The 25,551-nt window shown below is 65.4% G+C and carries 22 protein-coding genes; 11 read left to right on the forward strand and 11 right to left on the reverse strand.

Annotated features, from left to right (window positions below):
- The first annotated feature begins 2 nt into the window (after positions 1 to 2).
- The gene (locus ML401_RS10600; protein ID WP_212065337.1) at positions 3 to 1,193 is read left to right on the forward strand and encodes a dihydrodipicolinate synthase family protein; all 1,191 of its coding nucleotides are present in this window, start codon (positions 3 to 5) and stop codon (positions 1,191 to 1,193) included.
- A complete protein-coding gene (locus ML401_RS10605) occupies positions 1,193 to 2,056 on the forward strand; it encodes a sugar phosphate isomerase/epimerase (protein ID WP_259205076.1) in 864 nt (287 codons plus the stop codon). The genes ML401_RS10600 and ML401_RS10605 overlap by 1 nt, the downstream gene beginning before the upstream one ends.
- Positions 2,057 to 2,155: 99 nt before the next feature.
- Here ML401_RS10605 and ML401_RS10610 read toward each other — a convergent pair whose 3' ends face one another.
- A complete protein-coding gene (locus tag ML401_RS10610) occupies positions 2,156 to 3,376 on the reverse strand; it encodes a cytochrome P450 (RefSeq protein WP_259205077.1) in 1,221 nt (406 codons plus the stop codon).
- A gap of 104 nt (positions 3,377 to 3,480) precedes the next feature.
- Between ML401_RS10610 and ML401_RS10615 the strand changes: the two genes are divergently transcribed.
- The 9 genes from ML401_RS10615 to ML401_RS10655 all read left to right on the forward strand — a co-directional run bounded on the left by ML401_RS10615 (position 3,481) and on the right by ML401_RS10655 (position 14,422).
- Positions 3,481 to 4,035 (forward strand): phosphonopyruvate decarboxylase, encoded by a 555-nt coding sequence (locus tag ML401_RS10615; RefSeq protein ID WP_211417815.1) that lies wholly within the window; start codon positions 3,481 to 3,483, stop codon positions 4,033 to 4,035.
- The gene (locus ML401_RS10620) at positions 4,032 to 4,622 is read left to right on the forward strand and encodes a thiamine pyrophosphate-dependent enzyme (RefSeq protein WP_194406956.1); all 591 of its coding nucleotides are present in this window, start codon (positions 4,032 to 4,034) and stop codon (positions 4,620 to 4,622) included. The genes ML401_RS10615 and ML401_RS10620 overlap by 4 nt, the downstream gene beginning before the upstream one ends.
- Positions 4,623 to 4,767: 145 nt before the next feature.
- On the forward strand, positions 4,768 to 5,469 hold the full coding sequence (locus ML401_RS10625; RefSeq protein ID WP_194408225.1) for a TetR/AcrR family transcriptional regulator: 702 nt from the start codon (positions 4,768 to 4,770) through the stop codon (positions 5,467 to 5,469).
- Between the two features lies 1 nt (position 5,470).
- A complete protein-coding gene (locus ML401_RS10630; RefSeq protein ID WP_194406957.1) occupies positions 5,471 to 6,664 on the forward strand; it encodes an efflux RND transporter periplasmic adaptor subunit in 1,194 nt (397 codons plus the stop codon).
- 70 nt (positions 6,665 to 6,734) lie between these two features.
- Positions 6,735 to 9,830, forward strand: coding sequence for a MexW/MexI family multidrug efflux RND transporter permease subunit (locus tag ML401_RS10635; RefSeq protein ID WP_212065332.1), 3,096 nt, complete (start codon positions 6,735 to 6,737; stop codon positions 9,828 to 9,830).
- Positions 9,831 to 9,984: 154 nt separating this feature from the next.
- Positions 9,985 to 12,033 carry an ATP-binding protein gene (locus ML401_RS10640; RefSeq protein WP_285811883.1) on the forward strand — a complete coding sequence of 683 codons (2,049 nt, stop codon included), beginning with the start codon at positions 9,985 to 9,987 and terminating at the stop codon, positions 12,031 to 12,033.
- Positions 12,030 to 12,419 carry a response regulator gene (locus ML401_RS10645; RefSeq protein WP_018315558.1) on the forward strand — a complete coding sequence of 130 codons (390 nt, stop codon included), beginning with the start codon at positions 12,030 to 12,032 and terminating at the stop codon, positions 12,417 to 12,419. Before ML401_RS10640 ends, ML401_RS10645 begins: the two co-directional genes overlap by 4 nt.
- The gene (locus tag ML401_RS10650; RefSeq protein WP_259205082.1) at positions 12,416 to 13,666 is read left to right on the forward strand and encodes an adenylate/guanylate cyclase domain-containing protein; all 1,251 of its coding nucleotides are present in this window, start codon (positions 12,416 to 12,418) and stop codon (positions 13,664 to 13,666) included. Before ML401_RS10645 ends, ML401_RS10650 begins: the two co-directional genes overlap by 4 nt.
- 9 nt (positions 13,667 to 13,675) lie before the next feature.
- On the forward strand, positions 13,676 to 14,422 hold the full coding sequence (locus ML401_RS10655) for a hypothetical protein (protein ID WP_285811885.1): 747 nt from the start codon (positions 13,676 to 13,678) through the stop codon (positions 14,420 to 14,422).
- 65 nt (positions 14,423 to 14,487) lie between these two features.
- Here ML401_RS10655 and ML401_RS10660 read toward each other — a convergent pair whose 3' ends face one another.
- From ML401_RS10660 to ML401_RS10705, 10 genes are all read right to left on the reverse strand, one after another.
- Positions 14,488 to 15,372 (reverse strand): ABC transporter permease, encoded by an 885-nt coding sequence (locus tag ML401_RS10660; protein WP_285811886.1) that lies wholly within the window; start codon positions 15,370 to 15,372, stop codon positions 14,488 to 14,490.
- A gap of 4 nt (positions 15,373 to 15,376) precedes the next feature.
- Complete coding sequence (locus tag ML401_RS10665; protein ID WP_285811887.1) at positions 15,377 to 16,318, reverse strand: ABC transporter permease; 942 nt, start codon at positions 16,316 to 16,318, stop codon at positions 15,377 to 15,379.
- A gap of 10 nt (positions 16,319 to 16,328) precedes the next feature.
- Entirely contained in the window at positions 16,329 to 17,837 is a 1,509-nt protein-coding gene (locus tag ML401_RS10670; protein WP_285811891.1) for an ABC transporter substrate-binding protein, read from the reverse strand.
- A gap of 22 nt (positions 17,838 to 17,859) precedes the next feature.
- Complete coding sequence (locus ML401_RS10675) at positions 17,860 to 18,966, reverse strand: ABC transporter ATP-binding protein (protein WP_285811894.1); 1,107 nt, start codon at positions 18,964 to 18,966, stop codon at positions 17,860 to 17,862.
- On the reverse strand, positions 18,966 to 19,955 hold the full coding sequence (locus ML401_RS10680; protein ID WP_285811896.1) for an ABC transporter ATP-binding protein: 990 nt from the start codon (positions 19,953 to 19,955) through the stop codon (positions 18,966 to 18,968). The genes ML401_RS10675 and ML401_RS10680 overlap by 1 nt, the downstream gene beginning before the upstream one ends.
- Positions 19,952 to 20,662, reverse strand: coding sequence for a DUF1028 domain-containing protein (locus ML401_RS10685; protein ID WP_211417805.1), 711 nt, complete (start codon positions 20,660 to 20,662; stop codon positions 19,952 to 19,954). Before ML401_RS10685 ends, ML401_RS10680 begins: the two co-directional genes overlap by 4 nt.
- A gap of 10 nt (positions 20,663 to 20,672) precedes the next feature.
- The gene (locus ML401_RS10690; protein ID WP_285811897.1) at positions 20,673 to 22,478 is read right to left on the reverse strand and encodes a gamma-glutamyltransferase family protein; all 1,806 of its coding nucleotides are present in this window, start codon (positions 22,476 to 22,478) and stop codon (positions 20,673 to 20,675) included.
- A gap of 82 nt (positions 22,479 to 22,560) precedes the next feature.
- Positions 22,561 to 23,550, reverse strand: coding sequence for an ABC transporter ATP-binding protein (locus ML401_RS10695; protein WP_194406969.1), 990 nt, complete (start codon positions 23,548 to 23,550; stop codon positions 22,561 to 22,563).
- Positions 23,547 to 24,533 carry an ABC transporter ATP-binding protein gene (locus ML401_RS10700; protein WP_285811898.1) on the reverse strand — a complete coding sequence of 329 codons (987 nt, stop codon included), beginning with the start codon at positions 24,531 to 24,533 and terminating at the stop codon, positions 23,547 to 23,549. Before ML401_RS10700 ends, ML401_RS10695 begins: the two co-directional genes overlap by 4 nt.
- Positions 24,534 to 24,576: 43 nt before the next feature.
- Positions 24,577 to 25,548: an ABC transporter permease gene (locus ML401_RS10705; RefSeq protein ID WP_212065324.1), complete on the reverse strand. Its 972-nt coding sequence runs from the start codon at positions 25,546 to 25,548 to the stop codon at positions 24,577 to 24,579.
- Positions 25,549 to 25,551 lie beyond the last annotated feature (3 nt).

Genomic DNA, 25,551 nt, shown 5'->3' on the forward strand with positions numbered 1-25,551 from the left:
ACATGAACAAGCCCGTCCAACCCATGTCGTCGTTGTCCCTCAAGCTGCCGAAGGCCGATCGCTCGATCGAGACCTACCGGTTAGCTGCCTCGCGCACGTTTCCCGCAAAGCTCGAGGGGCCGCTGAACCGTATCGCGTTCTCCGCGGTGCATACCGTGGCCGATCCCTTCGCGGACAATGATCCCTGGCTGTCGGTTGCCGTCGACTGGGACAAGACCATCGCCTTTCGCGAACACGTCTGGGACCTCGGCCTCGGCGTCGCCGAAGCGATGGACACCGCGCAGCGCGGCATGGGGCTGGATTGGCCGACCTCGCTGGAGCTGATCACGCGCTCGGTCGGCGCCGCCAAGCGGCGCAACGCGCTGGTGTTCTCGGGCGCCGGCACCGATCATCTCGCGGTCGAGGACGCCAGGAGCCTGGATGATGTGATCCGCGCCTATGAGGAGCAGATTTCGGCCGTCGAGAAGGTCGGCGGCCGCATCATCCTGATGGCGTCGCGCGCGCTGGCAAAGCTCGGCCGCAACGCCGACGACTACGCCAAGGTCTATGACCGCGTGCTGTCGCAAGTCCGCGAGCCCGTGATCATCCATTGGCTCGGCGACATGTTCGATCCCGCGCTGTCAGGATATTGGGGTACCAAAGACCTCGACAAGGCGATGGACACGGCTGTCGCCATCATCAACGGCAACGCCGCCAAGGTTGACGGCGTCAAGGTCTCGCTGCTCGACAAGCAGCGCGAGATCGACATGCGCCGTCGTCTCGACAAGCGCATCAAGATGTATACCGGCGATGACTTCAACTATGCTGAGCTGATCGCCGGCGACAGCGAAGGCTTCTCGCACGCGCTGCTCGGCATCTTCGACGCCATCGCGCCTGCGGCGTCCTATGCGCTGTCGCGGTTAGCTGCCGGCGACGAGGCCGGCTTCCACGACGTGCTCGGACCAACGGTGCCGCTGTCGCGTCATATCTTCAAGGCGCCGACGCGCTTCTACAAGACCGGCGTCGTGTTCATGGCCTACCTTAATGGCCATCAGGACCATTTCACCATGGTCGGGGGACAGGAGAGCACGCGCTCCACGCTGCATCTCGCAGAGCTGTTCCGTCTCGCCGACAAGGCCGGCCTGCTCGCCAATCCTGAACTCGCGACGCAGCGGATGAAGACCGTGCTCGCCACCCACGGTATCGAATCCTGATGCGCGATTTCTCGTCCGACCATCGCTGGCTGTCGCTGAATACGGCGACCGTCCGCAAGCAGGGTGATCTCGTCGCGATCATCGAGGCCTGTGCCAGGCACGGCATCCGCGCCGTCGATCCCTGGCGCGACCAGGTTGCGTCCGTCGGTCTGGAGCGTGCCGCGCGCGCGGTGCGGGATGCCGGTCTCGAATTGTCAGGCTATTGCCGCGGCGGCATGTTCACCTCGGATGCATCGCGCCGGAGCGAAGTGCGCGACGACAACAGGCGCTGCGTCGACGAAGCCAAGGCGCTGGGTGCGTCCTGCATCGTTCTCGTTGTCGGCGGCCTGCCGCAATATTCGCGGCCGGGCAGCGAGGCGTCGAAGGACATCGCGGCAGCGCGCGGGCAGGTCGAGGAGGCGCTGGCCGACATGCTCGACTATGCCAAACAGGCAAATCTGCCGCTGGCGATCGAGCCGCTGCATCCGGCCTACGCGGCCGACCGTGCCTGCGTGAACACGACAAAGCAGGCGCTCGATATCTGCGACCGGCTCGACCCCGGCCGCACCGGCATGCTCGGCGTCGCGCTCGACGTCTATCACATCTGGTGGGACCCCGAGCTGATGAGCCAGGTCGCGCGCGCCGGCCGGGATCGCCTGCTGGCCTTCCATGTCTGCGACTGGCTGGTGCCGACCAGGGACATCCTCAACGACCGCGGCATGATGGGTGACGGCGTGATCGACATCAAATCAGTGCGTGCTGCGGTCGAGGCGCAGGGCTTTGCCGGCTATTCCGAGATCGAGATCTTCTCCAACGACTGGTGGGGCAAGCCGATGGACGAGGTGCTCAGCACCTGCATCACCAGGCACAAGACGGTGGTGTAGGTAATTCGACACCGTGCGCCTGCCCGTCTGATTGACGAGTTGAATCAGAGGGTTGGCTACTGTGCATGGGGTTGTTTTCGCAATTTTTGTTTTGGCGCCTCAGCCGATCGTGCAGGGCACGCTCAAAAAGCCGCGAAACCGCACCCGGCCGCCTCGCACCGGCTGTCCGCTCACGGCATAGTTCGGGAAGCGCGCCAGGAAGCGTGAGATCGCGATCGCGCCTTCCAGCCGCGCCAGCGCCATGCCTGCGCATTGATGCGCGCCGGTGGCGAAGGCGAGGTGCCGGTTCGGCGTGCGCGCGATGTCGAAGCGCTCAGGATCGGGGAACTGCGCGGGATCGCGGTTGGCCGCGCCGATGCACAGCGTCACCGAGGTGCCGGCTTCGAGCATGACGCCGCCGAGCTCGACGCGCTCGGTTGTCATGCGGTTGCCGAGCTGGTTCGAGCTCTCGTAGCGCAGCATCTCCTCGACGGCCGTCTTGATCAGGTCCGGATGGTTGATCAGGCGCTGCTTCTGGTCCGGATTGCGGTCCAGCGCGACGAGGCCGTTGCCGATCAGGTTGGTCGTGGTCTCGTGGCCGGCATTGAGCAGGAAGATGCAATTGTGCAGCAACTCCTTCTCGGTCAGCCGCTCGCCATTCTCCTCGCCCTGGATGAGCCGCGTCAGCACGTCACGCTCGGCATTGCCCGGCTTCGCACGCCGGCGCGCCACCAGCGTTTCGAGATAGGCCAGGAAATCCGTCACCGCCTTGTTGCCGCGCGCGGCGGCTTCAGGCGAGACCACGGGTTCGAGCGCCCCGAGGATCGCCAGCGACCAGTCGCGCAGCGGCCCGCGTTCCTCATGAGGCACGTCGAGCAGATTGCCGATCACCTCGATCGGAATCGAGGCTGCGAAGTCCTCGATCAGCTCGCACGCGCCCTTGGTTGCGATGGCGTCGAGCAGGCCGTCGACCAGCTTGATGAGATCGCCCTCCATCCCAGCAATTGCACGCGGTGACAGCGCCCCCATGATCAGGCGCCGCACGCGCGTGTGCGCCGGCGGATCGTTGAAGACGAGGCTGGTGGTGTGGTGCTCGTAGAGCGGGGTGTCGCCGTATTTCGGGGCGAACTCGCGCTTCTTGTCCGAGCTGAACGACTTCGTGTTCTTGTAGGTCGTGACGAGATCGTCGTAGCGGGTCAGGAACACGGTGCCATTCGGCAGGCGCTTGACCGGCTCGTTCTCCCGCAGTGCACGATAGGTCGGATAGGGGTTGTCGTAGAACTCGGGCGTTAGCTTCTCGAGGTCGAAGCTAGCCGCCAGCTCCTTCGCATCTGCGTTCATCCCGTTATACTCGCCGGTTAAAGCCGATATGCCGTTTTTGTTGTTCGGTCGACGCGAGCATGCGTCTACAGTCTTCGAACACTGCTAGCCGACCGGACAGGAAAATGCACGCGCGCGCTGACGCTCCCGACACGGCCCCAGAATCAAGTGTTCTTTGGCCCGATGATATCTTTGCAACCCTGCAACGCTTCGACGTCCGCCAGGTGCCTTATGTGCCTGACGCAGGCCATTCGAAGCTGATCAACCGCGTGCTGGCCTCACCGACGATGCGCGGCATTCCCCTGACGACGGAGGAGGAGGGCGTTGCGCTCCTCGCCGGCGCCTGGACCGGCGGGCAGCGCGGCGTGCTGCTGATGCAGTCGAGCGGCGTCGGCAATTGCATCAACATGCTGTCGCTGATCCCGATCCTGCGCTTTCCATTCCTCACCCTCGTCACCATGCGCGGCGAGTGGGGCGAGTTCAATCCGTGGCAGGTGCCGATGGGATCGACCACCCAGGGCGTGTTCGAGCTCTCGGGCGTCCAGGTGCTACGCGCCTCGCACGCGGCCGAGGTGCCGGCCGTGTTGGAGGCTGCTGCATCGCAGGCCTACAACGCGCTGACGCCCACCGCTGTCCTCCTGTCGCAGCGCCTGATCGGCGCCAAGGTTTTCACCAAATGAGCAAGGCCAATCTCCTCGACCGCCGGCAGGTGGTCTCCACGCTGCTTGCGAACCGCAAGGACGTCGTCGCGATCGGCGGCCTCGGGGCCTCCACCAACGACATGTGCGCGGCCGGCGACCACGCCCGTAACTTCTACCTCTGGGGCGGCATGGGCGGCGCTGCGATGATCGGGCTCGGCCTCGCACTGGCGCAGCCGAAGCTGCCGGTCTTGGTCATTACCGGCGACGGCGAGATGCTGATGGGCCTGGGCAGCTTTGCCACCATCGGCCTGCAGAAGCCGTCCAACCTGTCGATCGCGGTGCTCGATAACGAGGCCTATGGCGAGACGGGCGGGCAGACCAGCCACACTTCGGCGGCCGCCGATCTCGTCGGCGTCGCCCGCGCCTGCGGCATCAATGACAGCCGTTCTGTCACGACCATGGCCGAGGTCGAGGCCTTCGCCAAAGCCGTCCATGACGTCTCGGCCGGGCCGCGCTTTGCCAATATCAAGATCGGCAGCGCCGAGCTGGAGCGGATTTTGCCAAGCCGGGACGGGACTTACATTCTCAACCGGATCCGCGGCGACCTCGGCTTCCAGCCGATCTAGGGCGGGCCTGTCCCTTCCGGTGGCGCCTAGGGCCTGCACGCGACCCGAGCGGGCGGGATCAATTTCCACTGAATTTACAACGCACTTAGGTTGCGATGCAACATAATACTTGACTTCTGCGTGGGTGAGTGCTTACTCACCCAGCATGAGCTCATTGCGTATGACGAGCGACCTGAGGCGTCAATTGATCCTCGGTGCCGCGAAGCGCTGCTTTGCCCGACATGGCTATACCGGCACCACGACGAAGAGCGTGGCGGCCGCCGCTGCCATTTCCGAGGCGCTGCTGTTCAAGCATTTCCCGTCCAAGGCGGCGCTCTACGCCGAAATCCTCAGCGACGAATGCGAGGCCGATCCGGCGCTCACCGAACTTCTCGAACGGGAGCCTTCGACCGCCACACTGGTCGAGGTGATCCGCGGCATGGTCCAGCATTTCCTCCACATCGCCGATGGTCCCGATCAAGAAGAGGCGCAGCGGTTGCGACTGATGGCCACGAGCCATTTGGATGATGGCGAATTCGCCCGGTTGCTGTATGCCAAGATCGAGACGCTGATCGGGGCGATCTTCGTCGCCTCGCTCGAACGTGCCGTTGTCGCCGGGGACGCGCGGCCATGCAGCGGCGATCCGCTCAACCTGTTCTGGTTTGCGCATCACACGGTGATGACCACGGCGCTGACCAGACTTTCGGCCACGCCTTGCCTGGTCTACGGCAAGGCTGACGACCTCGAGCGGCAGCTGTGTGAGTTTCTCCTGAGGGGTATCGGACTTAACGACGCCGCAATTGCTTCGCATCTGGGCCACGATCAGGCCGCGGATGCCGGCAGGACGGCGATTGCAGAAAGTGCATGACATGAACATCGTAACCGAACACAAGATTTCGGGCGAACCGATCGACAACAAGGCTCCCAAGCGTCCGGTCCGGCCGGTGCTCTGGTTCATCATCGTCGGCACGCTGCTGGCCGCGCTCGTCGGCGGCCTCGTCTGGTTCAATTATTTCCGCGGCCAGATGATCAAGCAGTTCTTCGCCAACAACAAGCCGCCGCCGACCGCGGTCAGCGCGGCGGAGGCAAAGTCCGAGGTGGTGCCGAACCTGCTCACCGCGGTCGGCGGCCTCGTCGCCGTGCACCAGGTCGACGTCAGCGCCGACGTCAACGGCCGCGTCACCGAGATCAAGTTCGAGCCGGGCACGCGTGTCGAGGCTGGCACGCCGCTTGTGCAACTGTTCGACGCGCCGGAGCAGGGCGACCTCGCCAACTACAAGGCTCAGGCAACCGTCGCGCAGCTGTCGCTCGATCGCGCCAAGCAGCTCGCCTCGCGCCAGTTCGGGCCGCAGGCCACCGTCGATTCCGCGCAGGCTGCCTATGACCAGGCGCAGGCCGGCATCGCCAAGACTGAAGCGCTGATCTCGCAGAAGCTGGTGCGCGCACCCTTCGCCGGTGATCTCGGCGTCCGCAAGGTCGAGGTCGGTCAATATCTGACGGCAGGCACGGCGATCGTGTCGCTGACCGACCTTTCCGAACTGTGGGCCAACTTCACGGTGACCGAAAAGGATTCCGGCAGCCTCAAGGTCGGCCAGACCGTCCGCCTCAAGGTCGATGCCTATCCGGGCCGGATCTTTGAGGGCAAGATCACCACGATCGAGCCGCAGATCTCGGCCGACACCCGCAACATCCGCGTGCAGGCGACCGTTGCCAATCCGGAGAAGATCCTTAAGCCCGGCATGTTCGTGAACACCACGGTGGTGCTGCCGGACAAGCCGGCCGTGATCACCGTGCCGGAGACGGCGGTCGACTACACGCTGTACGGCGACTCCGTGTTCGTGATCACCGAGAAGAAAGGAGAGGATGGCAAGACCAGTCTTTCCGCGGTGCGCACCTTTGTGCAGACCGGCAGCCGGGTCGAAGGTCGCGTCGAGATCATCAAGGGTCTGAAGGCGGGCGACAAGGTCGTCGCCGTCGGCCAGCTCAAGCTGCAATCGGGCGCTGCGGTGTCGATTTCGACCGACCCGGTTCCGCAGATCCCGGCGCAGCCGCCGCGCTACTGATCCATGACATTCGAGTGATCCGGCCTCGCCGGATCACTTCTCTTGAGACAAAGAAATCGAGATCGCCGCGATGGCCATTACCGATATTTTCATCAAGCGCCCGGTTCTGTCGGTCGTCGTCAGCCTGCTGATTCTGTTGATCGGCCTGCGTGCGGCGATGGTGCTGCCGATCCGGCAATATCCCAAGCTGTCGAACACGGTCATCAACATCACGACCGTCTATCCAGGCGCATCCGCTGACCTGATCCAGGGCTTCATCACGACGCCTATCGAGCAGGCGGTCGCCTCCGCCGAAGGCGTCGACTACATCACGTCGTCCTCGGTGCTCGGCACCTCGACGATCCAGGTCTACATCAAGCTGAACTTCGATCCGAACCAGGCGCTCACCGAGGTGCTGGCGAAGACGAATTCGGTCAAATATCTGATCCCGAAGGAATCCAACGACCCGATCGTCACCAAGACCACGGGCCAGACCACGGCCGTGATGTATCTCGGCTTCTCGTCCGAGGAGCTCTCGGGTTCGGCGATCTCGGATTATCTGACGCGTGTGGTGCAGCCGGTGCTGTCGACCGTCGACGGCGTGGCTTCCGCCGACATCCTCGGCGGGCAGACCTTCGCGATGCGGCTGTGGCTCGACCCCGAGAAGATGGCCGGCCGCAACGTGTCGCCTGCGGACGTGGCGTCGGCCATCCAGGCCAACAACTTCCAGTCCGCGGCCGGACAGGCCAAGGGCTATCTGATCGTCTCGAACGTCTCGACGAATACGGGCCTGACCAACGTCGACCAGTTCAAGAAGATGATCGTCAAGGCGAAGGACGGCGGCTTCGTGCGGATGGAGGACATCGCCACCGTCGAGCTCGCCGCCCAAAGCACCGATGCGAGCGTCGCCTTCAACGGCGAGCACGCGATCTTCATCGGTGTGCAGGCCACCCCACAGGGTAACCCCTTGACGCTGGTCAAGGGCGTGCGCGCGCTGTTCCCCGAGCTCGAACGCAATCTGCCGCCGTCGATGAAGATGAAGGTCGCCTACGACTCGACCAAGTTCATCCAGTCCTCGATCGACGAGGTGGAGAAGACGCTGGGCGAAGCCGTGATCATCGTGATCGTGGTCATCTTCCTGTTTCTGGCCTCGCTGCGGTCGGTCATCATCCCGGTCGTCACGATTCCCTTGTCGATGATCGGCGTCTGCACCCTGATGCTGGCGCTGGGATTCAGCTTCAACCTTCTGACGCTGCTCGCGATGGTGCTGGCGATCGGTCTCGTGGTCGATGACGCCATCGTCGTGGTGGAGAACATCCATCGCCATCTGGAGGAGGGCAAGACGCCGGTCCAGGCGTCGTTGCAAGGCGCGCGCGAGATCGTCGGTCCCGTCATCTCGATGACCATCACGCTGGCCGCCGTGTACGCGCCGATCGGCTTCCTCGGCGGCCTCACCGGTTCGCTGTTCCGCGAGTTTGCGTTTACGCTGGCGGGTTCGGTGATCGTGTCGGGCGTGATCGCGCTGACCTTGTCGCCGATGATGTGCTCGGTGCTGCTGAAGAACACCGAAGAGGGCCGCTTCGCCAAGCTCGTCAACCGGGTGTTCGGCGCGCTGACGCGCTGGTATGGCCGCAAGCTCGACCGCTCGCTCGACTACAAGGCGATCACGGGCCTGTTCGCGATCACCATCCTCGGGCTCGTCGGCTTCCTCTACATGCACACCTCGAAGGAGCTGGCGCCGGAGGAAGACCAGGGCATCGTGTTCGCGGTCACCAAGGCACCGAAATACGCCAATATCGACTATGTCGATTTCTACGGCGAGAAACTCGACGAGAAATTCCAGCAATTCCCCGAGACCGATCTGCGCTTCGTGCTGAACGGTATCAACGGTCCGCAGGGCGGCATCGCCGGCATGCTGCTCAAGCCCTGGGACGAGCGCAAGCGCTCGTCGATCGCTCTGAAGCCGCTGGTGCAGGCCGAACTCTCCAAGATCGAGGGCGTGCAAGCGTTCGCCTTCAACCTGCCGCCCCTGCCTGGCGGGCCCGGCGGCCTGCCGGTTCAGATGGTGATCAACTCCACCGCGGGGTTCCAAACGGTCTATGAGCAGATGGAGAAGCTGAAGGACGCAGCCCGCAAGAGCGGCATGTTCATCGTCTCCGATAGCGATCTCAACTTCAACCAGCCCAACGTGAAGGTGACGATCGACCGCAGCAAGGCGCAGGATCTCGGCGTCAACATGCAGAACCTCGGTGCGACGCTCGCCGTGCTGCTCGGCGGTAACTACGTCAACCGTTTCAATCTCGAGGGGCGGTCCTATCAGGTGATCCCGCAGGTGCCGCGCGCCAAGCGGCTGTCGCCGGAATCGCTCGGCGGTTACTACGTGACGACCAATACCGGCCAGCAGCTTCCGCTGTCGACGGTGGTGTCGATCCAGACCAAGACCGATCCCAATTCGCTGACCCACTACAATCAGCTCAATTCGGCGACGTTCTCGGCGGTGCCGATGCCCGGCGTGACGGTCGGCGCGGCGGTCGACTTCCTCGAAAGCGAGGCCAAGAAGCTGCCGCAGGGCTTCAGCCATGACTATCTGGCGGATTCCCGGCAATATGTTCAGGAAGGCAACCAGCTCGCGATCACCTTCGGCTTCGCGCTGATCATCATCTTCCTGGTGCTCGCGGCGCAGTTCGAGAGCCTGCGCGACCCGCTGGTGATCATGATCTCGGTGCCGATGGCGATCGTTGGCGCGCTGATTCCCCTGTTCTTCGGCGTGGCGACCATGAACATCTACACGCAGGTCGGGCTGCTGACCCTGGTCGGCCTGATCACCAAGCACGGTATCCTGATGGTGGAGTTCGCCAACGAACTCCAGGTCAACGAGCGGCTCGACCGCCGCTCGGCCATCGAGATGTCGGCTCGCATCCGCCTGCGGCCGATCCTGATGACGACGGCCGCGATGGTCACCGGCCTGATCCCGCTCCTGACCGCGACCGGCGCGGGCGCGGCCAGCCGCTTCTCGATCGGTCTGGTCGTCGTCGCCGGCATGTCGATCGGCACCCTGTTCACGCTGTTCGTGCTGCCGGCGGTGTATGTGGTGCTGGCGACCGACCACCGCGCCGCGGCCGATTCCGAGCGGAACAAGCAGGTTGCCGAGCTCGATCTCGACGCCAAGGCCCTGCGGCCGACCTGAAGCTGTCAGCAAGCGAACCAGGGGGCGGCAGCGGTCCATCCGCTGCCGCCCTTTTTCGTTGCGCCACCGCATCCGCAGTCGGCGCCGCAGCCCTGGGGCGCGGCCTCCTGCGCTCGCAAGAGACAAGGTCCGCGCTTCTTGCTAGTTTCGCGGGATGAGCCTTTCCCTCCATCCTGATACCCCGCAAGCGAGGACGCTGCCGAGCGCGGCTCCGGCTGGGGCCGCCTCCGGCGCGGTCGCGGGACGGGGGATCCGGGCGCGGCTGTTCACCAAATACGTTGCGCTGTTCGTGGCCGTCGTCGCCATCGCGCTGCTGGCCAACGGCCTGTTTGAGGTCTTCTTCTATTATCGTGAGCACAAGGCCTCGCTGATCCAGGTCCAGCATGAGCAGGCCGAAGCAGCCGCGGCCAAGATCGGCCAGTTCGTCAAGGAGATCGAGAGCCAGCTCGGCTGGACCACGCAACTGCCGTGGTCGGCGAGCTCGATCGAGCAGCGCCGGTTCGACGCGCTGCGGCTGCTGCGTCAGGTACCTGCCATCACTGAGCTTGCCCAGGTGGATTCGACCGGCAAGGAACGGTTGCGGGTCTCGCGGCTGGCGATGGACGCGATCGAGAGCGGGACCGACCTGTCCGGTGACCCCAAGTTCATCGAGGCGGTCGCCCACAAGGTCTATTACGGGCCGGTCTATTTCCGCCGGGAGTCCGAGCCCTACATGACGCTGGCGCTGGCCGGCGCGCGCAAGGATGCCGGTGTCAGCATCGCCGAGGTCAATCTCAAGCTGATCTGGGACGTGGTTTCGCAGATCAAGGTCGGCCAGCGCGGGCACGCCTATGTGGTCGGCCCGGAAGGCCGCCTGATCGCCCACCCCGACATCAGTCTCGTGCTGCGCAACACCGACATGTCCGGCCTCGCACAGGTGCGCGCCGCGCAGGCTGCCGGCGGCACGATGCCGAATGCGCTCGAGGGAGCGCGCAATATCCAGGGGCAGAAGGTCTTGACGGCATCGGCCCCCATCGAGCCGCTGCACTGGACCATGTTCGTCGAGCTGCCGGTCGAGGAGGCCTATGCCTCGCTCTACGCCTCGCTGCAGCGGCTCGCGATCGTGCTGCTGGCGGCGTCGATCTTCGCAGTGCTTGCCGGGATATTCCTCGCGCGCCGCATGGTCGGGCCGATCCAGGCGCTGCGCAGCGGCGCCGAAAGGATCGGCGGCGGCGATTTCTCGCAGCGCATCTCGATCCGGACGGGTGACGAGCTCGAAGGGCTCGCCGACCAGTTCAACGACATGGGCGCGCGCTTGCAGGAGTCCTATGCCGACCTCGAAAAGAAGGTCGAGCAGCGGACCTCCGAACTACGGCAATCCCTCAACGAGCTTCGGACCGCGCAGGACCGCCTTGTCCAGACCGAAAAGCTCGCGTCCCTCGGCCAGCTCACAGCCGGCATCGCGCACGAGATCAAGAACCCGCTCAACTTCGTCAACAATTTCTCAGCTCTCTCGACCGAGCTAATCGACGAGCTCAACGAGGTGCTCGAAGCGGCAGGCCTCGACGGCAAGACCAAACAAGAGGTCGACGAGCTCACCCACATGCTCAAGGGCAACCTCGAGAAGGTGGTGCAGCACGGCAAGCGAGCCGATTCCATCGTCAGGAACATGCTGTTGCATTCGCGCGAGGGCTCCGGCGAGCATCGCGCCGTCGATATCAATGCGGTCGTGGAGGAGAGCCTCAACCTCGCCTATCACGGCGCGCGCGCCGAACGACCGTCCTTCAACGTCGCACTTCAGCGCGCCCTCGATCCCGCCGCCGGCATGGTCGACATCTATCCGCAGGAGATCACGCGCGTCCTCCTCAATTTGATCTCCAACGGATTCTATGCCGCCGCCAAGCGCAAGGAGAGCGCGGGCGAAGCGTTCGAGCCCACCTTGAGCGCCGCGACCAAGGACCTCGGCGCCAGGGTCGAAATCCGGATCCGTGACAACGGCACCGGCATTCCGTCCGACGTGATGGAGAAGATGTTCAATCCCTTCTTCACCACCAAGCCGGCCGGCGAGGGCACCGGCCTCGGCCTGTCCATGAGCCATGATATCGTCGTGAAACAGCACGGCGGCACCATCGACGTGAACACCACACCCGGTGTATTCACCGAATTCATCATCACCCTGCCGCGCACGATGACGGCAGGCGACACTTCCGGAGGCAAGTCTTGAACGTTTACATCCTGGTCGTCGACGATGAGCCCGACGTCGAGGCGCTGTTCCGGCAGCAATTCCGCCGCGAGCTGCGCGCCGGCCGCTTCCAGATGGAGTTCGCCTCTTCAGCGCCCGATGCGCTCAAGCGCGCCGCGGAGGTTCGCGACCCCTCGTTGATCCTGATCCTGTCCGACATCAATATGCCCGGCATGAGCGGGCTGGACATGCTGCCGAAAGTTCGCGCCGCACACCCGGACGTTCCCGTGATCATGATCACGGCCTATGGCGACGCCGAGACCCGGCGGAAGGCGATCGAGCGCGGCGCCGTCGGGCTTCTCACCAAGCCGATCGATTTCGCGCTGCTGCGGCAGGAGATCGACACGAGGCTCGAGCAAGCCGCATGAGCGCGACCATCCTCTTCGTCGATGACGAGCCGGATCTCGAGGCGCTGGTCCTGCAAAAGTTCCGCAGGCAGATTCGCGGCGGAGAGGTTACGATCATGTTCGCTCGCGACGGTATCGAGGCGCTGGCTTCGCTCGAGCAGAATCCGCAAGTCGACATGGTGGTCTCCGACATCAACATGCCCCGGATGGACGGGCTGTCGCTGCTGGCGAAGCTCCAGGAGGCCGAGGACAAGAAGTCGACCATCATCGTCTCCGCCTATGGCGACATGAGCAACATCCGGACCGCGATGAACCGCGGCGCGTTCGACTTCCTGACCAAGCCGATCGACTTTGCCGATCTGGAAGCCACGATCGGGAAGACCATCCGTCATATCGAGATGCTGCGCGAGGTGAAGCGCCGCCAGATGGAAGCCGAGCGCGCCCACGCCGCGCTGTCGCGTCATTTCTCGCCTGAGCTCGCCAGGCGTCTGGCCGCCAGCGGTGAGGGCGAGGGCATCGAAGTGCGGTGGCGCGACGTCGCCACCATCTTCACCGACATCACCGGCTTCACCTCGTTGGTCGAGACCGCGCCGCCCGAGACGTTGGGCAAGCTGCTCAACGAGTATGTCGGCGGCATGACCGAGGTCGTCTTTGCCCATGAGGGCACGGTCGCAAAGATAATCGGCGACGCGATCCAGGTGCTCTTCAACGCGCCCGGAGATCAGCCGGATTATGCCACGCGCGCGGTCGCCTGCGCCCACGAGCTCGATGCCTGGGCGCAGGAGTTTCGCGCGCGCCAGAGTGCGATGGGCGTTGCCTTTGGCGCCACCCGCATCGGCATTCACGCCGGCCCGGCGCTGGTCGGCAATTTTGGCGGCAACCGCTTCTTCGACTACACCGCCTATGGCGATACCATCAACATCGCCGCGCGGCTGGAGGCCGCCAACAAGCATCTGGGCACCCGCATTTGCGTCAGCGCTGGCGTCGCCGAGGCGGCTGGGAATTTTCAAGGCCGCCCCGTGGGCGAGCTGATGCTGCGTGGGCGCAGCGAGCCGCTACGCGCGTTCGAGCCGCTGCCCCCGGGCAAATTCGAAGCGCCGGAAACGGCGCTGTACTCTGAGGCTTTCGCCAAGATGGAAGCCGGCGATGCCGCGGCCATGCCGGCCTTTGCCGCGCTGGTCGGCATGCATGCCGACGATTCCCTGGCCGGCTTCCACCTGAAGCGCCTGCTCAACGGCGCCAAGGGCATTCGCATGCAGCTTGAATAGGAGTGCGTCATGGTTCGTGATTTCTCTGCCGGCAATTACCGCTTCATTCCGTCCGTGTTTCAATATTCTGCGGGCGCAGCCGCGGATGAGGGCTATGAGATCGAGCGCGTCCGCTTCGATCGCCTGGTGCCGCTCGCGGAAGGCTTTGCGATGGCGGCAAAGTTCATCCAGGAGGCGGGTCGTCCCCTGACGGCGTTCTGCGCCTGCGAACTGCGTTCGCCGGCGGCCTTCAGCGAGGAAGGCTTTCGCGCGTTCAACCTGCATTATGTGAAGACGCTGTCGGAATGGGGCATCTTCGACGGCACCACCAACCCGGTGGCACGCAGCAATGTCTGCCCCGAGATCGATCCGCCGGCCGAGCCGTCGTTCTATGCGTTCTCCTTCACCCGCCCCACGCGCTCCAAGGCACCGTCTTTCGTGATCGCCGGCGGCGCCGAGGCGCGCGAGGGCAGCGGCACCTATGTTGAGCGCACCGTGCGCTATCGCGACCTCAGCCCGGAGGGGCTGCGGGAAAAGGTGCGCTTCACCACGACGTCGCAGATGGAGAGCCGGATGGCGGCGTTCGGTTTCGGCTGGAAGGACACGACCGGCGTGCAGGCCTATTCCGTCCACGACTTCCACCACGCGCTCGTCGATGAACTGGTCCGCCGCGGCGCGCTGCGCTCCGGCCTGACCTGGCATTTCGCACGGCCGCCTGTGGTCGATCTCGAATACGAGATGGATTGCCGCCGCGTGATGCGGGAGGTGGTGATTTGAGGCCCTTGTGCTGAGGAGGGAAGGCCCTTTCGTCGGGGCGCCAAGCGAGGCTCGTTCCTTCAGCGTTAGCGCTGCCTGGGATCCAGCGCATCGCGCAGGCCGTCGCCGAGCAGGTTCAGCGACAGCACCACGAGGAAGATCGCGAAGCCCGGCCAGATCGCCATCCACGGCGCCTGGGTCAGGAAGCGCTGCGCCGCGTTGAGCATGCTGCCCCAGGACGGCGCCGGTGGCTGCTGGCCGAGGCCGAGGAACGACAATGCGGCCTCGGCGATGATGGCGGCGGCAATCGAGAGCGTCGCCTGCACCAGCAGCGCGGGCAGGATGTTCGGCAGGATATGCGAGAGCGCGATCCGCCACGGCGGATTGCCGAGCGCGCGCGCAGCCTCGACATAATCCTCGGCCTTGACGACGAGGACCTGGCCGCGGGTCAGGCGGATGAAGATCGGGGTCGCCGAGATGCCGATCGCGATCATGGCATTGCCGAGGCTCGGCCCGAGGAACGCGGCGAGCGCGATCGCCAGGATCAGGAAGGGACAGGCCAGCATCGCGTCCGTGATCCGGCTGATCAGCGCATCGAGGAAGCCGCCGCGATAACCGGCGAGGAGGCCGAGCGGAACGCCGATGCCGAGCGCGATCGCGACCGAGATGAGGCCCGCGAGCAGCGAGGCGCGTGCGCCGTAGACGACGCGGCTGAGGATGTCGCGGCCGAGCTCGTCGGTGCCGAACCAATGCGCCGCGGTGGGCGGCTTGCGCACCAGGCTCCAGCTCGTCGCGATGGGATCGTAGGGCACGATGAGCGGGGCCAGCACGGCGAGCACGATGACCAGCACGAGCACGACGAGCCCGAACACCGCCGCCTTGCGCTTGAACAGCCGCCGGCGCGCGCGGCGGGCCGGGCTATCCAGCTCGTCGGCGTGGGTGAGAGGGCTCGGCAGCGCGGCGTCGGTCATGGATCTAGCCTCGAAGCCGCGGATTGACGAGGATGTAGGCGATATCGGCAACGAGGTTCAGCGTGATGTAGACGGTCGCCGTCACCAGCACGACGCCCTGCACCACGGCGTAGTCGCGGTTGAAGACGGCATCCACGATCAGCTTGCCGAAGCCGGGAATGGAGAAGATCTGCTCGGTCAGGACGGCGCCGGACAGCAGCGTGCCGAGCTCCAGCGCGCCGAGCGTGATGACGGGCGTCAGCGCATTGCGCATGGCGTGCTTGAGGATCACCGAGCGCTCCAACAATCCCTTGGCGCGCGCGGTGCGGACGTAGTCGCTGTCCAGCACCTGAAGCATGGCGCTGCGCGTATGCCGCATGAGCACCGCGGCAATCGCATTGCCGAGCACGAAAGCCGGCATGATGGTGGCAGCCAGGCTGGCGCGCCAGTTCTCGGTGAGCGGCACGTAGCCGGACGCCGGTAGCCAGCCGAGCTCGATCGAGAACAGGAAGATCAGCATGATCCCGAGCCAGAAGTTCGGCGTCGAGATGCCCCACAGCGCAAACAGGTTTGCGCCATAGTCCCAGGCCGAGCCTTTCTTCACGGCCGCGACGATGCCTGCGGGAATGCCGATCAGGAACGCGATCACGATCGCCATCGAGCCGAGCTGCAGCGTCACCGGCAGCTTCTGTGCGATCAGCTCGCGCACCGGCATCTTGTTGCGCAGCGATTCGCCGAAATCGCCCGACAGCACGCCCTTGATCCAGTAGGCATACTGCACCGGGACGGGCTGATCGAGCTTGTACTGGCGGCGGATCTGCTCGATCACCGCGGGGTCGCGCTCTTCGCCCGCCATCACCAGCGCGGGATCGCCCGGCAGCAATTGCTGCAGCGAGAAGATCAGCACCGAGACGAAGAACAGCGTCGGCACGATCTGCGCAAGGCGGCGGGCGAGGAAGTTCAGCATCCTCTCGTCGTCACTTCAGCTTGAGGCCGACCACGCGCACGAGGCCGTCGGGCATCTGCTTGTAGCCTTCGAGTTTGGTCGTGTGCGCGATGATGATGCGGCGGTGGTAGAGGTAGAGAATGGCGTGATCTTCCAGCTCCAGCTTCGCGAGTCTCTCGTAAGCTGCTTTGCGCTGAGCCAGATCCGACGTGCGGCGAGCATCGTCGAGCGCCTTGTCCGCATCGGCATTAACCCACGCGCTGTAGTTCTGCGGCGCATCCTTGTGCAAGAAAACATAGGAATTGCCATCGGGATCGATGCGTCCGCTCCAGGCCAGCATGAAGGCTTGGTACTCGCCGGACTCGGCCTGCTTTAGCGATGTCGCAAACTCGGTGACGCGGATCTTCATGTCGAAGCCCGCTTCGCTTGCCATGGATTGCACCACTTGAGCCACCGCTTCGGTCTCGGCCCCCTTCGGTACCAGGAAGTCGACACTGATGGGTCCCGTGACGCCGGCCTCTTTCAGGAGTGCCTTGGCCTTGGCGACATCACGGCCGTGGACCGGGAACGCGCTCTGATAATAGGGGTGATCTGGATTGACCCATTGGTTGCCCGGTTTGAATTCGCCGTTGAATACGACCTGGTTGATCGCCTCGCGGTCGATGGCCAGGTCGAGTGCCTGCCGCACCTTGGCGGACTGGCTGAGCGGTCCCTTGGCCTTGTCCTTGCCGATGTTGAGCGTGATGCCCTGATAGCCGAGCTCGATGGCGGTCGCGACCTTCAGCCGCGAATCCGCGCGCACGTCCTTCAGGTCGGTGGCGAGCACGCGCTCGATCAGGTCGAGCCCGCCGGACTTCAGGTTCGCGAGCCGCACGGTGGCATCGACGATCGGCTGAAACACGATCTTGTCGATGAAGATATTGTCCTTGTTCCAATAGTCCGCGAATTTCTCGAACACGATGCGGTCCTGCTGCACCCGCTCGATGAATTTGTAGGGGCCGGCGCAGACCGGGCGCAGGCCGAACTTGTCGCCGGCTTCCTTCGCCGCCTTCGGCGACACCATCATCCCGGCGCGGTCGGTGAGCTGAGCTAAGAGCGGCGAGAACGGCGATTTCAGCACCAGCTTGATTGAGAGGGGATCGACGACCTCGATATGATCGACCGAGGCCAGCTCCGGTTTGCGGAACGAGCCGGGGAAGGTCAGATGCCGCTCCAGCGAGAACTTTGCGGCTTCCGCGTCGAATGGCTCGCCGTCGTGGAATTTCACGCCGGGCCGGAGCTTGATGACGAGCGCCTTGCCGTCGTCGGCGGTCTCGCTCGATAGCGCGAGCTGCGGCACGATGTTGAGCTTCTCGTCGATGTCGAACAGCTTGTCGCAGAAGGCGGAGAACACGATGCGGCCGACATAGGTTCGCGCCATCGTGGGATCGAGGATATCCGGGTCCTCCGCGAGGCCGATGCGCAACGTACTCTGGGCCTGCGCGGCTCCGATCGACAACAGGATGGCGGCGGCCGTTGCGGCCAGGCGAAACATCTTCATCGGTCAATCCCCATTGCTTCGGCTATGTCGTTGTGGACGCGGCGCCTTGTATACCAACCCCGGCGAGGCTTCCGCCTTCCATCTTTTGGCTGAAGGCCGCGACCAATTTTGCAAGAGTGGGCGAAAACCCGCCGGCGGCCGGCAGGATGGCGTCGGCGGGCGGCAGCTCCGCGATGCGGTGGCATGCGGTGGCATGGCCGGCGCCGTCGGCCAAGAGCTTTGGCGCTTCGCTGCGGCAGCGCTCGATCACGAACGGGCAGCGGGTGTGAAAGCGGCAGCCCGCGGGCGGATTGAGCGCGCTCGGGATCTCGCCCTGCAGCAGGACCGTCGCTCGTTTCGCCTTCGGTTGCGGCAGCGGGATCGCGGACAGCAGCGCCCGGCTATAGGGATGGCGCGGCGATGCGAACAGCGCGTCGGCTTCGGCTGTCTCGACGATCTGGCCGAGATTCATCACCGCCACGTGGTCGGCGATGTGCTTGACCACGGCGAGGTCGTGCGAGACGAAGATGTAGGCGAGACCGAGCCGGTCCTGCAGCTCGCGTAACAGGTTGAGGATCTGCGAGCGGATCGAGACGTCGAGCGCCGAGACCGGCTCGTCGCAGATGATCAGCTTCGGCTCGACCGCGAGCGCGCGGGCAATGGCGATGCGCTGGCGCTGGCCGCCTGAGAATTCGTGCGGATAGCGCCGCGCCAGCCGCGGCTCCAGCCCGACCAGCCGCAGGATCTCCGCGACGCGCGCGCGCCGCTGCGCCGGCGGCACGAGATCGTGCAGCGCCAGCGGCTCGGTCAGGATCTGGCCGACGGTCATGCGCGGATTGAGCGAGGCGTAGGGATCCTGAAAGATGATCTGCGCCTCGCGACGGAATTTTCGCAAGCCGTCGGCATCCAGCGCGAGCAGGTCGCGGCCATTGAAGCGCACCGTACCTGCATCCGGCTCGATCAGCCGCAGCACGAGGCGGCTAACGGTGGATTTGCCGCAACCGGATTCGCCGACCAGGGCCAGCGTCTTTCCGGCATCGAGCGAGAAGGACACGCCATCGACCGCCTTGACGTGCGCCAGCGGCCGGCCGAACAGCGAGCGCTGGGCGACGAAATGCTTGACCAGGCCGGTCACCTCGAGCAGCGCCATCACGACACCAGGCGTTCGAGCGGCGCGCGGATGCAGCGCGAGAGGTGGCCGGGACTGACTTCGATCAAGGGCGGCGGCGCCTTGGTGCAGGCCTCCAGCACGAACGGGCAGCGCGCGGCGAAGCGGCAGCCGGCCGGCGGCTGCGCCATGTTCGGCACCATGCCTTGGATCGTGGCGAGCTGCTCGGCGCGATGGTCGAGCCGTGGGATCGAGCCGAGCAGGCCGACGGTGTAGGGGTGCTGCGGCGCGGAGAACAGCTCATCGACGGCGGCGCGCTCGACGATCTCGCCGGCATACATCACCGCGACCTCGTCGCAGACTTCGGCGACGACGCCGAGATCGTGGGTGATCAGGATGATGGCGGCGCCGCTTGCGGCCTTCAGCTCGCGCATCAGTTCCAGGATCTGGGCCTGCAGGGTGACGTCGAGCGCGGTGGTCGGCTCGTCGGCGATCAGGAGGCGCGGATCGCAGGCGAGCGCCATCGCGATCATCACGCGCTGGCGCATGCCGCCGGAGAGCTTGTGCGGATATTCGTCGATCCGCCGCTCCGGCGAGGGGATGTGGACGCGGCGCAACAGCTCGATGGCCCGCTCGCGCGCGCTCTTCCGCGAACCGCCGCGGTGACGCAAAATGGTCTCGATGATCTGGTCGCCGATGGTGAAGCTCGGATTGAGCGAGGTCATCGGCTCCTGGAAGATCATCGCGAGCCGGTTGCCGCGCAGGTCGCGCAGGGTCTGGTCCGGCGTCCGCAGGAGGTCGATGCCGTCGAAGCGGATCGCGCCCGATATTTCCGTGCTTTGTTTCGGCAACAGCCCCATGATGGCCAGCGAGGTCACGCTCTTGCCGCAGCCGGATTCGCCGACGAGGCCCAGCGTCGCGCCGTTGGCGACGCTGAGATCGACGCTGTCGACGGCATGGGTGACGCGGCCGTCGTCGCCATGGAAGCGGATGCGCAGCTCGGTGATCTCGATGAGGGGGCTCGCGCTCATGATCGTCTTGCGCGCGCTGCTTGGATGCTGGCGTCGATGACGCTGCGATCGGTGTTGCCGGCCGGGTTCTGCCGCGTCGGCATCGAGGGCCGAAAGTGCACCCACAGCTCATGGCTGACCGCTTCGAGCCGTTCGAGCTCGCCGAGTGGATCGGGATGGTCGTCGGCGCGTATGTCCAGCGCCGGCCATTCCTCCTCGCCGTGGATCAGCAGCGCCGCGGACTGCTTGCCGCGTTTGTCGCCGCCGGCAGCTTCTCCTGCGCGCATCGCCGCGAGCAGGCGGCGCGGGAAGGGCAGGCTGTCGTTGGCGAGGTAGGTCTTTGCCGTCTCGGCAAGCACGTCGGCGCCCGCGAGCATGTTGCCGGCGATCGAGAAGCCGCTGCCCGCGGTGTGACCGCACCAGTCGACGCAGTCGCGCCCGGTATGTGCAGCGACCTCGCCGCTCGCATCCATGATGTGGACCTGCCGGCTCTCGCGGCCGTCGTCCGCCGCGAGCAGGGCGGCGAGCACGTCGTGGGCGTTGAGGCCCTCGCGCAGGAGCTTGACGCCGTCGATGCCGTAATAGGGATTGACGAAGGCCTGCGTCGCGATGGCGCCGAGGCCGGCCTCAATATACGGCACGCGCGCGCCGACGGCGAAGAACCGGGTCGCGACTGCGATGCCGAACTGGCCGGTGGCAGGATCTTTCGCGATGATCGACCAGGTCATGTGCTGCCTATCAGCGTCCCGCGGCGTAACCCTGCATGCCGCGCGGATTGGCGGCGGCGCGCCGGCGGACGCCGACACGCGAGGCCGCGGTGAGGCGGCCTTCGGACCAGTCGGGGCCGACCTCGACGATATGCCCGCGCTCGCGAAGGTTTTCGATCGTCGCCTTCGGCACACGGTTCTCGACCACGAGCACGCCGGGACGCGCGGTGCGCGGCCAGAACGAGATCGGGAAATGCTCGGAATGCCAGGCCGGCGCGTCGATGGCTTCCTGCAGATTGAGATTGCAATGGACGTGGCGCAGGAAGAATTGGGTGATCCACTGATCCTGTTGGTCGCCGCCGGGCGAGCCCCAGGCGAGATAGGGCTCGCCATCCCGCAGCGCCATGCTCGGCGACAGCGTGGTGCGCGGGCGCTTGCCTGGCGCGAGCGAACTAGGTTGGTTCTCCTCCAGATCGAACATTTGTGCGCGGCTGCCGAGGCAGAAACCGAGTTCGGGAATGACAGGCGAGGATTGCAGCCAGCCCCCTGAAGGCGTCGAGGACACCATGTTGCCGGCCTTGTCGATGATGTCGAAATGCACGGTGTCGCCGCGCACCTCGCCGAAGCGCCCCACGGTCGGTTCACCGGCGCCTAAAGCACCAACGGCTTCGCGTTGGCCTTCAGCGCGGCGCAGCTTGACCACGCCGCCAAGGCCCTCGACCGCCCCGGGCCGCAGATCGAGCGAAGCCTTCTCGGTGACGAGCTTGCGGCGTTCGTCATTATAGGCATCCGATAGCAGCGTCGCGATCGGGATCTCGCTGAATTTCGGATCGCCGTAGAATTTTTCGCGATCGGCAAAGGCGAGTTTTGCGCATTCGATCTGGAGATGGATGAACTCGGGCCCGGTCGGATCCAGGCCGTCGAGCGCAAAGCCTTTCAGCAGTGCGAGCTGCTGCAGGGTGACCGGACCCTGGCTCCAGACGCCGGCCTTGCAGACGGTGTAGCGGCCATAATCGTAGGTGAGCGGCGCTTCGATCGTCGGCTGCCAGCGCGCCATGTCGTCGGCGGTCAACACGCCGCGATGCGGCGAGCCGCTGACGTCCATTACTTCTTGCGTGCGGCAGAACTTGTCGATCGCTTCCGCGACGAAACCCTGCGACCAGGCCTTGCGCGCGCGCTCGATCTCGGCATCGCGGCCACCGCCGCCGCTTTCGGCTTCGCTCAGGATCCGCGCGTAGGTCGCGGCTAGCGTCTTGTTGGTGAAGAGCGTGCCGGGCTTCGGCACCTCGCCGTTCGGAAGATAGACAGCCGCGGAGGTCGGCCAGTGCTTGCGGAACAATTGTTCGACGGTCTGGATGGTGGCGCAGGCGCGCTCCACGAGCGGATAGCCATCGCGGGCGTAGGAGATCGCGGGCTCCAGCACGTCGCGCACGCGCATCGTGCCGTAGTCGCGCAGCAGCATCATCCAGGATTCGAAGGTGCCGGGGACGCAGGCGGCGAGCAGGCCGGTGCCCGGCACCATGTCGAGGCCCTCGCTCTTGTAATGCGCGATCGTGGCACGCGCCGGGGCCGGGCCCTGGCCGCAGATCACCTCGGTGCGGCCGCGCTTCACGTCGTGCACGATGATGGGCACGTCGCCGCCGGGGCCGTTCAGATGCGGCTCGACCACCTGCAGTGTGAAGGCGGTGGCGACGCCGGCGTCGAAGGCGTTGCCGCCCTTTTCCAGGATGGCCATGCCGACGGCTGTCGCGATCCAGTGCGTGGTGGCGACGACCCCGAAGGTGCCCTCGATTTCGGGGCGTGTCGTGAACGGATCGGGATTGACGTTGCTGGCCATGGGCTACCTCATTTGCGGCGCGCGCAATTGATCACAGCCGATGCTGGGATGCCAAATGCGCAGGCCGCATGGCACGCGCGCGTCACGCTGGGACCGGCGCGGTGTTAACAGCGTGGCAGGCGACGCCGTTGATCAGTTCCGGCGTTTCCTTGCGGCAGAGATCGAACGCCAGCGGGCAGCGCGGATTGAAGGCGCAGCCGGGGGGCGGATTGATCGGGTTCGGGATCTCGCCTTTCACCGGAATTCGCTGGCGGCCGCTCATGGCAAGGTCAGGCACGGCGCCCAGCAGCATCTTGGTGTAGGGCATGCGAGGATTGGCGAACAGCTCGCGTCCCTCCGCGATCTCGACGATGCGGCCGAGATACATCACGCCGACGCGGCTCGCCATGTGGCGGACCACGGCGAGGTTGTGGCTGATGAACATGTAGGTCAGGCCGAACTTGTCCTGGAGGTCGCGCATCAGGTTGAGGATCTGCGCCTGCACCGAGACGTCGAGCGCCGAGGTCGGCTCGTCGCAGACGATGAACTCGGCATCCGAGGCGAGCGCCCTGGCAATCGCGATGCGCTGGCGCTGGCCGCCGGAGAATTCGTGTGGAAATTTCAGCCGGTCGTCGGGATGCAGGCCGACCAGGGTGAGCAATTCGCCGACGCGGGCCTGGATGTCGCGCTCGCCCTGGATCAGGTCGAACGCGCGGATCGGCTCGGAGATGATGGCGTCGACGCGGAAGCGCGGGTTCAGGCTGGCATAGGGATCCTGGAAGATCATCTGGATGCGGCGGCGCAGCTTGCGGCGCGCAGGCGCCTGCCGCGGATCGGTCATCGAGACGCCGTCGATCAGCACGTCGCCCGCGCTCGGCGGCAAGAGGCCGACGACCATCCGAGCGACCGTTGTCTTGCCCGAGCCGGACTCGCCGACCAGCGCAAACGTCTCGCCCTTCCTGATGTCGAAGGTGACGTGATCGACCGCCTTCAGAAATTCGAGGTGGCCGCCTTCGAGCACGCGGTTGAGCCAGGGTTTTGAGACGTCGAACACCCGGCGCAAATTTGTCGCCTGGACGAAGGGAGTGCTCATGCCGCGCTCTCCGCCGGCACGCTGTCATAGAGATGGCAGGCGACCGATTGCGCGCCCCGCGGCAACGGCTCCGGCCGCTCGACCCGGCAGCGGTCGAACGCGAAGGCGCAGCGCGGATTGAAGGAGCAGCCGCGCGGGATCGCCGAGAGGCGCGGCATAGATCCGGGAATCTGCTGCAGGCGCTTGTCGTCGCCGGCCAGCGTCGGGATCGCGCCCATCAGGCCCTTGGCGTAAGGGTGCAGCGGATTTCGCACGACATCCTGGACCGGACCGATCTCGGCGACACGGCCGGCATACATCACCGCGACGCGGTCCGAGGTCTCCGCGATCACGCCCATGTCGTGCGTCACCAGCATCACGGCGGTGCCGTGGTCGCGGCCGAGCCGCTTGATCAGCGAAATGATCTGCGCCTGCACGGAGACGTCGAGCGCGGTGGTCGGTTCGTCGGCGACGATCAGTTCGGGCTCGGCGCAGATCGCGAGCGCGATCACGACGCGCTGGCGCATGCCGCCGGAGAATTCGTGCGGATAGCCGTCGATGCGCTTGTCCGGCGCGGGAATACCGACCTCGGCGAGCAGGTCGATGGCGCGGCGGCGCGCGGCGGATTCTGACAGGTTGAGGTGGGTCCTGATCGTCTCGACGATCTGGTCGCCGACCCGGTAGAGCGGATTGAGCGAGGTGAGGGGATCCTGGAAGATCATGCCGATCCGCTTGCCACGGATGCGCCGCATCTCCTCCGGCGGCAGATTGTCGATGCGCTGGCCGGCAAGGCGAATCTCGCCGCCGGCGATGCGGCCGGGCGGATCGATCAGGCCGATCACGGCAAGGCCCGTGACGGACTTGCCGGCGCCGGATTCGCCGACCACGCCCAGCACCTCGCCCTTGGCGATGTCGAAGGAGACGCCGTCGATGGCGCGCAGCGTGCCGCGGCGGGAGGCGAACTCCACCTGAAGGTTACGCACGGAGAGGATGGGGTCGGTCATGAGCGAGGCGTACTCATCGAAGGATTGCTCATCAAAGTGTTGCTCATCGGAGTTTCGGATTGAGCGCGTCGCGCAACCAGTCGCCGAGCAGATTGATCGACAGGATCAGCCCGGCCAGCGCGAGGCCCGGGAAGGCGACGATCCACCATTCGCCGGCGAACAGGTAGTTATTGCCGATGCGGATCAGCGTGCCGAGCGAGGGCATCGTGTCGGGCAGGCCGACGCCGAGGAAGGACAATGTCGCCTCGGTGATGATGGCGAGCGCCAGGTTGATGGTGGCGATGACCAGGATCGGACCCATCGTGTTGGGCAGCACGTGCCGCAGCATGATCTTCGGCGCCGGCAGGCCGATCAGCTGCGCGGCCGCCACGTAGTCCTTGTTCTTCTCGACCATCACGGAGCCGCGCACCGTCCGGGCATACCCCACCCAGAAACTCAGGCCGATCGAGATCACCAGCACCACCAGCATGCTGGTGGCATCCAGCCGGTTGCCGAAGATCGATTTGGCGATGCCGTTGACGAGCAGCGCGATCAGAATGGCGGGGAAGGTGAGCTGCACGTCCGCGATCCGCATGATCACGCCATCGACCGCACCGCCGAAATAGCCGGCGATCAGGCCGAGTGCGATGCCGAGCGCACCCGCGAAGATCACGCCGGCGACGCCGACGGCAAGCGAGATGCGCATCCCGTAGAGGATGGCCGAGAACACGTCGCGGCCCTGCTCGTCGGTGCCGAGCAGGAACGGGCTCTGGCCGTCGGCGGTCCAGAGCGGCGAGATGCGCGAGTTCATCAACTGGAGCTGCGCCGGATCGAACGGATTCTGAACCGCGAGCGCGGATGCAAAGATCGCGAGCAGGAAGAACAGCACGGTGATGGCCGCCGCCACCATGGTCAGCTTGGAGCGGCGGAACGAATAGAAGATGTCGCTGTCGAGCGCGCGGCTCAGCCAGCTGCGGCCGGCATGCGCAGGCGGTGCGCTCGGCTTGTCGGGACTGGAGGCGACTGCGTCGGACATGCA

The sequence above is a fragment of the Bradyrhizobium sp. 62B genome (assembly GCF_030272265.2).
GTDB lineage: Bacteria > Pseudomonadota > Alphaproteobacteria > Rhizobiales > Xanthobacteraceae > Bradyrhizobium.

What these genes read in the sequence shown, in the direction of transcription:
- ML401_RS10610 (WP_259205077.1), bottom strand. Translation starts at nt 3,376, where the DNA reads ATGAACGCAGATGCGAAGGAGCTGGCGGCTAGCTTCGACCTCGAGAAG.
- ML401_RS10660 (WP_285811886.1), bottom strand. Translation starts at nt 15,372, where the DNA reads ATGACCGACGCCGCGCTGCCGAGCCCTCTCACCCACGCCGACGAGCTG.
- ML401_RS10620 (WP_194406956.1), top strand. Translation starts at nt 4,032, where the DNA reads ATGAGCAAGGCCAATCTCCTCGACCGCCGGCAGGTGGTCTCCACGCTG.
- ML401_RS10650 (WP_259205082.1), top strand. Translation starts at nt 12,416, where the DNA reads ATGAGCGCGACCATCCTCTTCGTCGATGACGAGCCGGATCTCGAGGCG.
- ML401_RS10605 (WP_259205076.1), top strand. Translation starts at nt 1,193, where the DNA reads ATGCGCGATTTCTCGTCCGACCATCGCTGGCTGTCGCTGAATACGGCG.
- ML401_RS10630 (WP_194406957.1), top strand. Translation starts at nt 5,471, where the DNA reads ATGAACATCGTAACCGAACACAAGATTTCGGGCGAACCGATCGACAAC.
- ML401_RS10700 (WP_285811898.1), bottom strand. Translation starts at nt 24,533, where the DNA reads ATGACCGACCCCATCCTCTCCGTGCGTAACCTTCAGGTGGAGTTCGCC.
- ML401_RS10600 (WP_212065337.1), top strand. Translation starts at nt 3, where the DNA reads ATGAACAAGCCCGTCCAACCCATGTCGTCGTTGTCCCTCAAGCTGCCG.
- ML401_RS10640 (WP_285811883.1), top strand. Translation starts at nt 9,985, where the DNA reads ATGAGCCTTTCCCTCCATCCTGATACCCCGCAAGCGAGGACGCTGCCG.
- ML401_RS10685 (WP_211417805.1), bottom strand. Translation starts at nt 20,662, where the DNA reads ATGACCTGGTCGATCATCGCGAAAGATCCTGCCACCGGCCAGTTCGGC.
- ML401_RS10665 (WP_285811887.1), bottom strand. Translation starts at nt 16,318, where the DNA reads ATGCTGAACTTCCTCGCCCGCCGCCTTGCGCAGATCGTGCCGACGCTG.
- ML401_RS10680 (WP_285811896.1), bottom strand. Translation starts at nt 19,955, where the DNA reads ATGAGCGCGAGCCCCCTCATCGAGATCACCGAGCTGCGCATCCGCTTC.
- ML401_RS10675 (WP_285811894.1), bottom strand. Translation starts at nt 18,966, where the DNA reads ATGGCGCTGCTCGAGGTGACCGGCCTGGTCAAGCATTTCGTCGCCCAG.
- ML401_RS10670 (WP_285811891.1), bottom strand. Translation starts at nt 17,837, where the DNA reads ATGAAGATGTTTCGCCTGGCCGCAACGGCCGCCGCCATCCTGTTGTCG.
- ML401_RS10625 (WP_194408225.1), top strand. Translation starts at nt 4,768, where the DNA reads ATGAGCTCATTGCGTATGACGAGCGACCTGAGGCGTCAATTGATCCTC.
- ML401_RS10655 (WP_285811885.1), top strand. Translation starts at nt 13,676, where the DNA reads ATGGTTCGTGATTTCTCTGCCGGCAATTACCGCTTCATTCCGTCCGTG.
- ML401_RS10705 (WP_212065324.1), bottom strand. Translation starts at nt 25,548, where the DNA reads ATGTCCGACGCAGTCGCCTCCAGTCCCGACAAGCCGAGCGCACCGCCT.
- ML401_RS10690 (WP_285811897.1), bottom strand. Translation starts at nt 22,478, where the DNA reads ATGGCCAGCAACGTCAATCCCGATCCGTTCACGACACGCCCCGAAATC.
- ML401_RS10615 (WP_211417815.1), top strand. Translation starts at nt 3,481, where the DNA reads ATGCACGCGCGCGCTGACGCTCCCGACACGGCCCCAGAATCAAGTGTT.
- ML401_RS10695 (WP_194406969.1), bottom strand. Translation starts at nt 23,550, where the DNA reads ATGAGCACTCCCTTCGTCCAGGCGACAAATTTGCGCCGGGTGTTCGAC.
- ML401_RS10635 (WP_212065332.1), top strand. Translation starts at nt 6,735, where the DNA reads ATGGCCATTACCGATATTTTCATCAAGCGCCCGGTTCTGTCGGTCGTC.